14 protein-coding genes are annotated in these 11,624 nt (G+C 57.2%); 9 read left to right on the top strand and 5 right to left on the bottom strand.

Annotation, left to right across the window (positions count from 1 at the left end):
• Positions 1–38: 38 nt before the first annotated feature.
• On the bottom strand, positions 39–968 hold the full coding sequence (locus AC1RBA_RS05860) for a transposase (protein ID WP_492417146.1): 930 nt from the start codon (positions 966–968) through the stop codon (positions 39–41).
• A gap of 123 nt (positions 969–1,091) precedes the next feature.
• Between AC1RBA_RS05860 and AC1RBA_RS05855 the strand changes: the two genes are divergently transcribed.
• Entirely contained in the window at positions 1,092–1,505 is a 414-nt protein-coding gene (locus tag AC1RBA_RS05855) for a hypothetical protein (RefSeq protein ID WP_492417144.1), read from the top strand.
• 583 nt (positions 1,506–2,088) lie between these two features.
• On the opposite strand, the gene AC1RBA_RS05850 is transcribed toward AC1RBA_RS05855, so the two are convergent.
• Positions 2,089–2,430 (bottom strand): hypothetical protein, encoded by a 342-nt coding sequence (locus AC1RBA_RS05850; RefSeq protein ID WP_139142888.1) that lies wholly within the window; start codon positions 2,428–2,430, stop codon positions 2,089–2,091.
• Positions 2,431–2,491: 61 nt separating this feature from the next.
• On the opposite strand from AC1RBA_RS05850, the gene AC1RBA_RS05845 reads away from it, so the two are divergent.
• The 3 genes from AC1RBA_RS05845 (at position 2,492) to AC1RBA_RS05835 (ending at position 4,752) form a co-directional block, all read left to right on the top strand.
• A complete protein-coding gene (locus tag AC1RBA_RS05845; RefSeq protein WP_492417141.1) occupies positions 2,492–3,265 on the top strand; it encodes a hypothetical protein in 774 nt (257 codons plus the stop codon).
• Between the two features lie 176 nt (positions 3,266–3,441).
• Positions 3,442–3,837, top strand: coding sequence for a hypothetical protein (locus tag AC1RBA_RS05840; protein ID WP_162995630.1), 396 nt, complete (start codon positions 3,442–3,444; stop codon positions 3,835–3,837).
• Positions 3,838–4,218: 381 nt separating this feature from the next.
• Positions 4,219–4,752 (top strand): aspartyl/asparaginyl beta-hydroxylase domain-containing protein, encoded by a 534-nt coding sequence (locus AC1RBA_RS05835; RefSeq protein WP_071650208.1) that lies wholly within the window; start codon positions 4,219–4,221, stop codon positions 4,750–4,752.
• Between the two features lie 150 nt (positions 4,753–4,902).
• On the opposite strand, the gene AC1RBA_RS05830 is transcribed toward AC1RBA_RS05835, so the two are convergent.
• The gene (locus AC1RBA_RS05830; RefSeq protein ID WP_070288043.1) at positions 4,903–5,436 is read right to left on the bottom strand and encodes an ankyrin repeat domain-containing protein; all 534 of its coding nucleotides are present in this window, start codon (positions 5,434–5,436) and stop codon (positions 4,903–4,905) included.
• Positions 5,437–5,475: 39 nt separating this feature from the next.
• On the bottom strand, positions 5,476–6,675 hold the full coding sequence (locus tag AC1RBA_RS05825; RefSeq protein ID WP_492417138.1) for a YbfB/YjiJ family MFS transporter: 1,200 nt from the start codon (positions 6,673–6,675) through the stop codon (positions 5,476–5,478).
• A 306-nt stretch (positions 6,676–6,981) separates the two neighbouring features.
• Here AC1RBA_RS05825 and AC1RBA_RS05820 point away from each other — a divergent pair, with 306 nt between their 5' ends.
• The 5 genes from AC1RBA_RS05820 to AC1RBA_RS05800 all read left to right on the top strand — a co-directional run bounded on the left by AC1RBA_RS05820 (position 6,982) and on the right by AC1RBA_RS05800 (position 10,912).
• A complete protein-coding gene (locus tag AC1RBA_RS05820) occupies positions 6,982–7,656 on the top strand; it encodes a CsgG/HfaB family protein (RefSeq protein ID WP_070313143.1) in 675 nt (224 codons plus the stop codon).
• A 17-nt stretch (positions 7,657–7,673) separates the two neighbouring features.
• Positions 7,674–8,033, top strand: coding sequence for a DUF4810 domain-containing protein (locus AC1RBA_RS05815; RefSeq protein ID WP_205602385.1), 360 nt, complete (start codon positions 7,674–7,676; stop codon positions 8,031–8,033).
• The gene (locus AC1RBA_RS05810) at positions 8,030–8,692 is read left to right on the top strand and encodes a DUF799 domain-containing protein (RefSeq protein WP_070221498.1); all 663 of its coding nucleotides are present in this window, start codon (positions 8,030–8,032) and stop codon (positions 8,690–8,692) included. The genes AC1RBA_RS05815 and AC1RBA_RS05810 overlap by 4 nt, the downstream gene beginning before the upstream one ends.
• Before the next feature lie 250 nt (positions 8,693–8,942).
• Complete coding sequence (locus tag AC1RBA_RS05805) at positions 8,943–9,608, top strand: response regulator transcription factor (RefSeq protein ID WP_070288051.1); 666 nt, start codon at positions 8,943–8,945, stop codon at positions 9,606–9,608.
• A complete protein-coding gene (locus AC1RBA_RS05800) occupies positions 9,602–10,912 on the top strand; it encodes an ATP-binding protein (RefSeq protein ID WP_492417136.1) in 1,311 nt (436 codons plus the stop codon). Before AC1RBA_RS05805 ends, AC1RBA_RS05800 begins: the two co-directional genes overlap by 7 nt.
• Before the next feature lie 57 nt (positions 10,913–10,969).
• Here the strand turns inward: AC1RBA_RS05800 and AC1RBA_RS05795 are convergent, their stop codons facing one another.
• Positions 10,970–11,608 (bottom strand): NAD(P)H-dependent oxidoreductase, encoded by a 639-nt coding sequence (locus tag AC1RBA_RS05795; protein ID WP_099410884.1) that lies wholly within the window; start codon positions 11,606–11,608, stop codon positions 10,970–10,972.
• Positions 11,609–11,624 lie beyond the last annotated feature (16 nt).

The following is an 11,624-nucleotide window of genomic DNA, read 5'->3' as shown; positions in this document are numbered from 1 at the left end:
AAGGGAGCCAGGGTCAGGTCCGCCATTCGTACACGAGCTCAACCTTGGCCGTCTCGATCTGCGGCAGGTCGCGCTTTATTAAATGCCGATACGGCTCGACTGACTGTCTTGGCCGAGACGTGAAAAGCGGAGGCGATATGGGACATGGTAAAAGCGGTAGACAGATACGCGCGTGCCATTGCCTCGTCTCTGTCGGCATAGCGGGCCTGATATTGCGCGAGTGACAGTGTGACTGCGCGGCGTTGCTGCCTTGGCGCATCTTTGAATGCATTGGACCGCTGCGATTGCTGGTGTGCCGAAACAAAGGCGTCATCGCCCAGTAGCATCTGGTGGCAAGTGTGGGCGAGCGGACTAGTTTCACCCATACCGGCCGCGACAAACCGAGAATAGTTGGCGGCCGCCTCGTCGCGCGTGGCGCCAAACTGGCTCAAGAGCCAGTCACGCGACAACCAGCATGGAGACGCTGCTTCGTCCAAAACGTAGTGATGGCTGCTCCAGTACCAGTCGCCGGGTGATGCCACCATGTGCGCCCGGACTGGATTCAAGACGATGTAGCGGGCCAATTCCAACAGATAATTTTCCTGCTGTACCAAGATGGCTTTGTAGCGGCCTTGCAATACGTGCCCGACAAGCTTGTGGCGCCGATTGAAATGCTGGGTATAAACGCCATTCAGCTGGCGCATGCCCTGCGACAGATTCGCCTCGACCGTTTCAACGAGCAGATGATAATGATTGCTCATCTGGCAGAAACTGTACACGACAAAATGGTACCGCTCGCAGACCAGGGCTAGTACCTCTTGCCAGGCAAGGCGATCGGTATCGTCCCGGTAAATGGTGCCACGCCGGTCGCCGCGCGAAGTAACGTGGTAGAGGGCGCCGGGAAATTCAAGGCGTAGTGGTCGCGTCATGCGGTAGACGTTATCTGATTCGTACGCATTGCCACTGAGATCGCGCAGAGGTTTGGACATTGGCATGGCTGAGGTCGTGTTTGAATACCGGACCTGACCCCGTCCCCCAGACTCCATTTCCAATCAAGGTTCCACGAATGCAGTTTCAGATATCTCCCCCCGATTAACTGCTCGATTGGATGCTTGGCGCTCGTATCAGCAAAATGGTGGAAAAATGACACTGCAGGAATGGGTGCCGGCACTCAGCGACAGTATGGTGGGGTCTCAGGTGGCTATCAAAGTGGATATGCGAAATGGTCAAATAGTTTAGATGGTGTTCACGGAAATAGTTTATCGGCGTCTGGCCCACATGATGTTTATGTAATTCGGGATGCAAAATCGAGAGAGTTACTTTACTTCGGGGAAACAGGTCGTGACTACCTTACACGGTTTACAGAGCATCAGCGTGTTTTCGCGAAAAAAGATATAGCACTAGATGTCGATTTATTGCGTACGGCAGAGGGGAAGAAAAATGCAAAGGAGCTTGAGTTAAAATATATACAAACCTATACTAAAACTTTCGGAAAACGCTCTCCGTATAACCCAGTAAACCATTAGTCATATGAAAATTTCTCTCAGTTTTTGCAGCAAAAAACCCTCAATTTTTAAAAAAAATACGCCGAATTAGATCGGACTTTGAAGGTTTTTTTGATGATTTCTCATTGGTGGATTTAATCAATCCAATTCATGAGGCAATATTAATTGGTGTGACTGAGTCAAGAGGGGATGATTTTTTGAAATAATTAAAAATAGAGATGGATACTTTAAAACTCTTGCAGGTTTGGGCGGCTTTAATGATGATGAGGTATTGAGGAGAAAATTATTCCTCATAGTGTCTAGATCAATATCGGCGTGCCCATTTTCAAATCCTGACAGGGAAAAATTTTCTACTCTTTTGAAAAAATGGGAGGATGAAATAATGAAAAATTGAGTTTCTCCGATGATCTAAGTATTTAGATTTGTGTGATTATGGCCCCATCCGTAGCTGGCCCCCTCTTCAAGGCTCGGCATGTTTTGAGTACACTCTTTCCTTCCGCCTAATACGGGAATCGACCGAGTCGCAGGCCGAGCTGGTGCGTCGTTACAATGTTACGCGGCAAACCGTCGGTCCCGGGGTCAGGTCCGCCATTTGTACACGATCTCAGCTTTGGCCGTCTCTTTTTTTGGCAAGTTGCGCTTTATTAAATGCCGATACGGCTCGACTGACTGTCTTGCTCGAGACGTGAAAAGCGGCGGCGATATGGGACATGGTAAAAGCGCTCGATAGATAAGCGCGTGCCATCGCCTCGTCTCTGTCGCTATCGTGCGCCCGAAACTGCTCTAATGACAGCATGACAGCGCAGCGCTGCGACCTTGGCGTATCTCTGGGCGTCTCGGTGCGCTGCGATTGCTGATGTGCTGAAATGAAGGCCTCATCGCCTAGAAGAATCTGGCGGCAGATGCGAGCCGCCTTGGATGCGCAGATCAGAGCACAGGGCTTCACGCCGCTTCCACCAAAAGTGGTCGTTCCTACACGCACACCAAAACCATGATAAGAGAATTCGATGACTGAGAAAGCATTTGCAATAGGACTTTATAGTTACACGACTCCAGCTCCAGGTGCTGATGGCTTGAAGGCATTCCATGATTTAGTTACGTCAATTTTCCATCGTATCGGGATTGCACCAACATATTTTGCGGCCGAAGGTTTAGGTTATAAAGGCGAGTTAACAAAAATTGGTGGAAGAGTATACACAAAGGCGCTGAAATCTGGCTTTTCTGATATTCATGTTATGTCATTGGTTGCAAATCCAGAAGGCAGCGCAGAGCCTGGTTATGATAGTTTTGCTTCGGCCTCTTTAAGTTATGTTGAAGAGATTGATGAGACGTTGTTTTGTTTGGCAATTGAAGAGCGCTTCTTGGCGTTTGGCGGCGATATTTTTGAAAGAATTTTAATGTCGTGTATTGGTCTGAGGCACTGGGATTTTGGGTATGCTCTTTCTGAATTTATTGAAAAGAAACCCGAATTCCATGTCCTGGGTCTGGACGTTGGAAAGCTGACGGCTGAGGATCGAAAGCGTTTAAATAAATGGTATGCGTCACTACCTGAAGTACGCTTCCAAAAAATTCGAGATGTGTATCCAGTAAACGTCCTAAATGATACACAATTAAATGCACAGGTTTCAGCTTCTCAGACCTTGGAAGATATTATTCGTGCAGATTCATTCTCTTCTTTGCGGCGTGTTGGCGATCGTCAGCTTTGGTTGTGGGAAGTCCAGCTAGGTGGTTTAGATGATCTTCGAAATATGCTTGCAACCGGCAGCGTATTGATCACCTAAGTAAGTGCTGATCAATTCGCTTTCGTAGCGAGTTTTGGCGCGCCAAATGGTCGACTGGCGCGTCGCTCGAGCCCGCACGGCCGGTGTCACGCACGGACTAGCTCAACCTAACCCCATCCCCCTGGATATGATGACGTCATTAAAAACAACTAAGCGATAATAAAGTGAGGAAGATTATGATTGAAATATTGCATCCAATGGAATTTGAATTGCCTTGTCCGCTACCCATTGAAATGTCCATAATATTAAATTCTGTTATAGAAAAGTATTTTGTTCATGATATAACTGCTGGTGATTATGTTAGGGCTGCTGAAGGTTTTTTCCGTTCTGTGAAAAGACGAAAAAATAATAATTATGTTGAGTATGTATTGGGGAAAACGCAGGAAATTTATGATGTGCTAATAAAAATCCAAGATTATATTAAAATTTCCAGGATTGACTATTTGCTAAAATCTGGGTTGATGATTGGTGTGTATGTTATGAAAGATAAGGGGGAAGTGGTCGGTTGCATAAAGGGATACCGTGCGGATAAAATGACTGAGGAGGAATTTATTAATTCGAATTATGAGTAGTTAAGAAAAACTAATATTTTCTTTGGTTTGGCGGTTTGGTTGGCGTGTTAATAATTAATGAAATTTGTTTTTAAAAAATTAATTGATGCATGGAGAGCTGGCAGGAGCGGGGGCGGTGTTAGGTCCACCATTCGTACACGATCTCAGCCTTGCTTATGTCTATCTGTGACAAGTTGCGCTTATTAAATACCGATACGGCTCGATTACTGTCCTGCTTAAAATGGCAGAATAGCCACTGTCTATCCACCTCTCTATATGCTTCTCTCGTTCTGGTGTTGCTGGTAGCTCATTGCATGACTATACTTCAGGGGATATTTTTCACGTTTGGAAATAAAGAGCGATAGTGCATGATTTTTTCAAAACTTACAGGGTAGGCGAATTATGTTTATAGAAGCCATTGAATTCCCTTTTCTTGCTCGTTTACAAAATGAATGGTTGGTGATCAGGGATGAGCTTGTTGCGTTAAGGGCGGCTTGTTGGACGGAGTGGCCGGAGAGGGATATTTATGACGGCGACTGGAAAGTATTTGGCCTGTATGTTTTTGGTGAGAAGAATCTCGAATTTTGTAACCTGTGTCCGCGTACAACCGAAATTATCGAGGGAATTCCTGGCATGGTGACTGCGGGTTTTTCATCAATGGCTGCTAATACTCATATAACGCCACATCGTGGCTATACGAACGATGTATTGCGCTGCCACTTGGGGTTGGTTACTCCCGAAAATTGTGCTTTGCGCGTTTCGAACCAGATACGCACATGGACGCCTGGTTCCTGTTTTGTCTTTGATGACACTCAGGAACATGAGGCATGGAATCGGAGCAATGCTACGCGCATTGTGCTTTTGCTTGATTTTAAACGTGATGAAGGCATTGATATTATTTTCCCAGAGGAAGTGTTCGCATATGGCCTGAATTAATCAGCCAGAATGGCAAGTAGCCGCGACCGTTTCAACAAGCCGGAACGCCAGGGGCGAGTCGGCCAGTTGTGCACGATCTTAGCCTTGAGGCGTGTGGTATAGCTTGTAGCTTGAGGCCAGTCGCAAAACTGTTGGCGAGATTTGCATCGGCTAAGCCGTCTGTCCCAAGCCGACCAGCCGGCCCAGCGTCTCCTGCGCATTCATGCTCTTGGCCAGCTTGACGGCAGTCATGCCGCGGCTGTCCACGGCATCGATGCGGGCGCCGTGTTGCAGCAGCAGGTCGAGGATGGCGAGGCGGTTGAACATGGCGGCCATCATCAACGGGGTCTTGCCGTCCGGGCTGGCGCCTTCCACATGCGCGCCATGCTGGAGCAGCAGTTCGGCGATCTCCAGATAGCCCTTGTAGGCCACGCCGGCCAGCGGCGTCTGGCCCTGGTCGTTGGGGACGTTGGCGTCGGCACCCGCTTCGAGCAGCAGGCGCGATGTTTCCAGGTGGCCATGGTAGCTGGCCAGCATGATCAGGCTGTCGCCTTTTTCGTTGCGGAAGTTGACCGGCACGCCCTGGGCAAGCATGGGGCCCAGTTGCTGCGTATCGCCTTCGCGCACGAGGGCGAACAGGCTCTGGATGAATGCCAGGGTTTCGGCATCCATCGCTGCCGGGAGTTTTCGTACATCGGCGGTCATCGTGTGCTTTCTGTGAGGTTGGGCCAGGCTTGCAGTCTACTATGCGCCCGCCGCCAGCGCCTTTTGCCGCGATGCCAATGCCGCGCCGATGAACAGGGCGATGGCCGAGGCGATCAAGCCCCGCTCCAGTCCCGCCGGGCCGTCGGCGATCCAGCCGACCGCGATGGGGCCGGCGATCTGGCCCAGCGCGAACACGGTCGTGTAGGCGCTGATGCCGGCCGTCCAGGATTGTTGCGGCAGGTTGTGCCGCACGAGGGCCGTGGTCGACGCCACCACCGACAGGAACACGGCGCCGAAGACCAGGCCGGAGAGGAAGACGACGGGCACAAAGCTCGTCAGCGCGGGCAGGATGGTGACTGCGCCCAGCACGCCATTTAATATCGCCAGCGATTCGCCGCCCTTGTAGCGGTCGAGCATGCGCGCCCAGATGCGCGACGAGGCCACCACCGCCAGGCCCAATACCGTATAGAACACGGTGATCAAGTTGGCACGCATGCCTTGCTGCTTGAGCAGGGCGATGACGAAAGTCATGTAGCCGATGTAGCCGACGCCGAACATGAAATAGCCAGCCAGGCTGGGAGAAAAGTCGCGCCAGGCGAAACGCCGCGGCGTGTCGACGGCGCGCGGCGTTTCGCCGATCGCCTTCGCCGGCAGGGCCATGAGGGCGGTGGCGGCCAGGCAGGCGAGTCCCAGGGCCAGCCACGGCCATTGCCAGGCATGTGCGGCGCCGTGGTCTTGCGCGGCGGCCAATGCCGCCGGCACCAGCAGGGCTGACAGCGCGATGCCGAAGCCCGTGCCGCCGTAGTACAAACCGATGTAGAAGCCGGCGCGCTGGCTGTGCATGGAACCGAGCCGCGCCGCCAGCACGCCGCCGGCGATGAAAATGAAGGCGCTGGCCACGCCCGCGCACACGCGCTGCAGAAACAGGGCGGTCGTATCGCTGACCAGGCCCGACATCAGCATGAAGACGCTGGCCAGCAGGGACCCGGCGATCAGCAGGCGCCACACGCCCAGGCGGCGCATCAGCGCCGGCGTGGCCAGGGCGCCGAGAAAATAGCCGAGCGCATTGAAGGTGTTCATGGCCCCGGCCAGCAGGTAGGACCAGCCCAGATCGTCACGCATGGGCGGCAGCAGCAAGCCATAGGAAAAGCGCGACAGGCCAAGGGCGACGGCGGCGCCCAGCGACAGCGCCAGCGCCGTGGCCAGCGGATGGGACGGGGAAGGATCGTGTGTCGGCATGGCCTCAATACCCGTTTATGTGAGAGCGTGGAGTGGGCGCCGGGCGGGGCAATCGGCGGGCAAGGTCTGTGCGGGACAGCGGCTGTGGCGCTGACGACACGCTTTTTTACTGCCAAGTTAATGAACAGGAGCCTGGAAGTCAAGCAGGGCCGCGCCTGTCATGGCAGTCAACAATGCAAATTCTGTCATCGTTACTTTTGGAGAGAATTGTGAGACATGCAATCTCATATAATTGCAATTAGGAAATTAACTTGCCAAAATTCAATTTTGCGGGTTGCTCCTGATCCTCCATATCTTAAGGGCACTATGAACAAGAATAAACCTGGCGCGTTGTTGATGGCAGCGCTGATTGGTGCGGCGTTGGCTGGCTGCGCTTCCGAATCGTCGCAAGCCCTGGCTGTTCCCACAGTCGCCAGTGCGGCCCGACCTTACGTCGGTCCACGCACGCTGATCGCTGTCGGCAAGTTCGACAACCGCTCCAACTTCATGCGCGGCATCTTTTCCGATGGTGTCGATCGTCTGGGCAGCCAGTCGAAGACGATTCTGATTGCACACCTGCAAACATCCAACCGCTTCAACGTCCTCGACCGCGACAATATGGCCGAGCTCAAGCAGGAAGCTGACTTCAAGAAGCAGGGCCAGAACATCAAGGGCGCGGACTTTGTCGTGACGGGCGACGTGACCGAATTCGGCCGCAAGGAAGTGGGCGACAAGCAATTGTTCGGCATCATGGGCCGCGGCAAGACGCAGGTGGCATATGCCAAGGTCACCTTGAACGTCGTCAATATCGCCACCTCGGAAGTCGTGTATTCGGCCGGCGGCGCCGGCGAATACAGCCTGTCGAACCGCGAAGTGCTGGGCTTTGGCGGCACCGCCAGCTATGACGCCACCCTTAACGGCAAAGTCCTGGACCTGGCCATGCGCGAAGCGGTCGAGCGCCTGGTGGCTGGCGTCGAAGCGGGCGCATTGCGCAAACAATAAGGTATCCCATGACAACAATGATGAACAAGGGCGCAGCCCTGCTGGCCATGCTCGCCTGTGCCGCCCTGACCGGTTGCGCCACGCAATCGAAGACCCTGTACCAATGGGAAGGCTACCAGCCGCAAGTGTACGAATACCTGAAGGGCGAAAGCCCGGAGCAGCAGATGGCCGCCATGGAAAAAGACCTGCAAGTGATCGCTGCCAAGGGTAATCATGCACCGCCGGGCTTCCATGCCCACCTGGGCATGCTGTACTCGATCGCCGGCAAGCCGGAGCAGGTCGCCGCGCAGTTCGAAGACGAGAAAAAACTGTTCCCGGAATCGACGCCGTACATGGACTTCCTGTTGGGTAAATTGAAAAAAGGCGAGAAATTATGATGTCGCGCATGTTGAAAATGGCCCTGTGCCTGGGTCCCGCCATCTTCATGGTCGGTTGCGCCACCAAGCAGGCGGCATACGATTACACCGCCTTCAAGGCGGCCAAGCCCCGCTCGATCGTGGTCTTGCCACCGTTGAACAACTCGCCGGAAGTCAATGCCGGCAACAGCGTCTACGCGCAAGTGACCTATCCGCTGGCCGAAGCGGGCTACTACGTGCTGCCGGTGGCCGTGGTTGGTGAAACCTTCAAGCAGAACGGCTTGACGAACGCGGCCGATATCCACGGCGTCGATGCCAAGAAGCTCAACGAGATCTTTGGCGCCGATGCGGGCCTGTACGTGACGATCTCCAAATACGGCACGACGTACGCCGTGATCGACAGCGTGACGGTGGTGGCGGTCGATGCCAAGCTGGTCGACCTGAAGACGGGCGCCTTGCTGTGGCAGGGCGCCGCCAGCGCATCGAGCAACGAAGGCAACAACAGCGGTGGCGGCGGCCTGATCGGCGCCCTGGTGACGGCGGCGGTCAAGCAGATCATCAACACCAGCACCGATGCCAGCCATCCTATCGCCGGCACGGCGAATGCGCGCCTGCTGTCGGCCGGCGTGCCGAACGGCTTGCTGTACGGCCCGCGTTCGGAACGCTACCTGGCGCAGTAAGCGTCCTGCTGCACCCGCACAGGCCCTGCATCCGCCAGGGCCTGTCGCAGGCCTGCCAGGCCCGTGTCGAAAGGCATGCCTGGCAGCGCCGAACCGTTCGTCTACGATCATCACATCCCGGCCTGCGCGATGCGCACCCGGACATGACGCAGCCCGCAGTCCGCGGAGCCTGTGAGACTTCGACTGGCGCAAGCCCACTTTCCCCAGCCACGTTAAGATAGCGGTATTTTCAAGACTGCGAGGGGACCCGGTGCGCGTGTTGCTGGTGGAAGACGATCCGATGATCGGAGAAAGCCTGGTCGAGGGCTTGCGCGGCGAGTGCTATGCCGTGGACTGGGTGCGCGACGGCCACGATGCGGAGCTGGCGCTGGCCGGCTTCGCCTACGATTTGATGCTGCTGGACCTGGGCTTGCCCGGCAAGCAGGGCATGGACGTGCTGCGCGCCATGCGCGCGCGGGGCGCCGAGTTGCCCGTGCTGATCATCACGGCGCGCGACGGCACGCCGGCCCGCGTGGAAGGACTCGACAGCGGCGCCGACGATTACCTGGTCAAACCGTTCGACCTCGACGAGCTGCTGGCGCGTATCCGCGCGCTGCTGCGGCGCCGGGTCAGCCGTTCGCGCTCCGTCATCGAGCATGGCGCGCTGATCCTCGACCTGGCCAGCCACGACGTCACGTTCGAGGGCGAACTGATCAAGCTGCCGCCGCGCGAGTTTTCCGTGCTGCGCGCCTTGCTCGACCATCCGGGCAAGGTGGTGTCGAAGCGTCAGCTGAGCGAAAAGCTGTACGGCTGGGATTGCGAAGTGGAAAGCAATACCGTCGATGTGTACGTCTACCAGCTGCGCAAGAAGCTGGGCGCGGACGCCATCCAGACCGTGCGCGGCGTGGGCTACAAAATGCGGGTGGCGTCTTGCTGACCATCCGCCGCCAATTACTGCTCGGCTTGCTGGCCGCCACCTTGCTGTGCGTGCTCGGCGCCGGCATTTCGCTGTTCCGCTCGCTGCTGGAAGAAACCAATGAACTGGCTGACTTGCAGCTGCGCCAGCTGGCCGTGGCCTTGCCCGACGAGTTCGAGCCGCAGGCGGGCCTGGCCGCCGCGCAGGAGCCGGAAGAGGCGTTCGTGCTGCAGGCGTGGGACGAGGACGGCAAGCCATTGCCCATCCTGCAGGGCCAGCCGGCATTGCCGCGCTATGCGCTGGCCGGCTTTGCCGATGTCACATTGCACGGCGAGGACTGGCGCCTGTACGGCGAGACGCGGCGCGGCCGCTACGTGCAGGTCGCGCAGGCGCAGGCCGTGCGTGACCAGCTGGCCTGGCAGATGACCATGCGCGCCGGCGCGCCCCTGCTGGTGTTCGCGCTGATCCTGGCGCTGCTGATCGTCGCCGTCGTGGGGCGCGCGCTGGCGCCGCTGCACCGGCTGGCCGCATCCGTGGCCGGCCGTTCGCCGGAAGCGCTCACGCCGCTGGCGGCCGACGACATGCCGCCCGAACTGCGGCCCGTGGCGCTGGCGCTGAACAGCCTGATGGGCCAGTTCGAAGCGGCGCTGACGGCACAGCGCACCTTTGTCGCCGATGCCGCGCATGAATTGCGCTCGCCGCTGACGGCGCTGAAACTGCAGCTGCAGGTGGCCGAACGGGCCGGCAGCGAGGAAGAGCGCCGCGTCGCGCTGGGGCGCCTGCATGAACGGCTGGACCGCAGCACGCACCTGGTGCGGCAATTGCTCAGCCTGGCGCGCCATGAAACGGCGCTCACGGCCAGCCAGCTGCACACGGTGGACCTGGGGCAGTTGCTGGAAGCGGCCGTGGCCGACCACAGCGCGCTGGCCGACAGCCGCGCGATCGACCTGGGCGTGGTGGAAACGCTGCCGGCCCCGGTGCTGGTACAGGCCGATCCCGACGGCTTGCAGGTCTTGCTGAATAACCTGATCGACAACGCCTTGCGCTACACGCAGCAGGGCGGCCGGGTCGATCTGCAGGCGGCGCTGGAAGAGGGGCGGCCCCTGCTGCGCGTATCGGACAACGGCCCCGGCGTGCCGCGCCAGCACCATGCACGGCTGTTCGACCGCTTCTTCCGTCCCGACGGCAACGACGCCTGGGGCTGCGGCCTGGGCCTGTCCATCGTGCGCCACATCGCCGAGCACCACCAGGCGGACATTGTACTGGCCGAAGGCGAGGCGGGGCGGGGCTTGCAGGTGACGGTGCGCTTTCCGCAAGCGGCCTGAACGAAAAAAAAGCGAATGCCGGCGAGGGCATCCGCTTTTCAGTCACGCTCGAGGCGCTTACGCCAGCTCGGTGATGAACTGCTCGCGTGCAGGGCGCACTTTTTTCAGGTCCACCAGCCAGTCGCCTTCGTCGGCGCGGTAGCCCAGCGGCAGCATGACGACGGAGCGCAAGCCTTTTTCGCGCAGCTTCAGGATCTCGTCGACCTTGGCCGGATCAAAACCTTCCATCGGCGTCGAATCGACTTTTTCCTGCGCCGCAGCGATCAGGGCCGTCCCCACGCCGATATACGCCTGGCGCGCCGCGTGCTGGTAGTTGGTCTCGGCATCGCGCTGCGGATACGTGGCCAGGATCTGCTGGCGGTACGCTTCCCAGCCTTCGTTCTTGAAGCCGCGCACGGTGTTGACCAGGTCAAAGCGGGCGTTGATGCGCTCGGGCGTGTAATTGTCCCAGGCGGCAAACACCAGCAGGTGCGAGGCGTCCGTCACTTGCGACTGGTTCCACGCGTGCGGCTTAATCTGCTCGCGCAGGGCCGGATTCGTCACGACGAACACTTCGTAAGGATGCAGTCCGCTGGAGCTGGCCGTCAGGCGCACGGCTTCCAGGATGCGCTCGACCTTGTCTTGCGGCACCGTTTTCGTCGGGTCCATTTTCTTGGTGGCGTAGCGCCATTGCAGTGTTTCGAGCAAATCGGACATGTGAATCCCTTTCAGA

The sequence above is a fragment of the Janthinobacterium sp. GW823-FHT03B06 genome (genome assembly GCF_058796955.1).
Note: the sequence above shows the minus strand (reverse complement) of the source record. Positions and strands in the feature narration are given on the sequence as shown.

What these genes read in the sequence shown, in the direction of transcription:
- AC1RBA_RS05835 (WP_071650208.1), top strand. Translation starts at nt 4,219, where the DNA reads ATGTTTATAGAAGCCATTGAATTCCCTTTTCTTGCTCGTTTACAAAAT.
- AC1RBA_RS05820 (WP_070313143.1), top strand. Translation starts at nt 6,982, where the DNA reads ATGAACAAGAATAAACCTGGCGCGTTGTTGATGGCAGCGCTGATTGGT.
- AC1RBA_RS05840 (WP_162995630.1), top strand. Translation starts at nt 3,442, where the DNA reads ATGATTGAAATATTGCATCCAATGGAATTTGAATTGCCTTGTCCGCTA.
- AC1RBA_RS05845 (WP_492417141.1), top strand. Translation starts at nt 2,492, where the DNA reads ATGACTGAGAAAGCATTTGCAATAGGACTTTATAGTTACACGACTCCA.
- AC1RBA_RS05860 (WP_492417146.1), bottom strand. Translation starts at nt 968, where the DNA reads ATGTCCAAACCTCTGCGCGATCTCAGTGGCAATGCGTACGAATCAGAT.
- AC1RBA_RS05815 (WP_205602385.1), top strand. Translation starts at nt 7,674, where the DNA reads ATGATGAACAAGGGCGCAGCCCTGCTGGCCATGCTCGCCTGTGCCGCC.
- AC1RBA_RS05795 (WP_099410884.1), bottom strand. Translation starts at nt 11,608, where the DNA reads ATGTCCGATTTGCTCGAAACACTGCAATGGCGCTACGCCACCAAGAAA.
- AC1RBA_RS05825 (WP_492417138.1), bottom strand. Translation starts at nt 6,675, where the DNA reads ATGCCGACACACGATCCTTCCCCGTCCCATCCGCTGGCCACGGCGCTG.
- AC1RBA_RS05830 (WP_070288043.1), bottom strand. Translation starts at nt 5,436, where the DNA reads ATGACCGCCGATGTACGAAAACTCCCGGCAGCGATGGATGCCGAAACC.
- AC1RBA_RS05810 (WP_070221498.1), top strand. Translation starts at nt 8,030, where the DNA reads ATGATGTCGCGCATGTTGAAAATGGCCCTGTGCCTGGGTCCCGCCATC.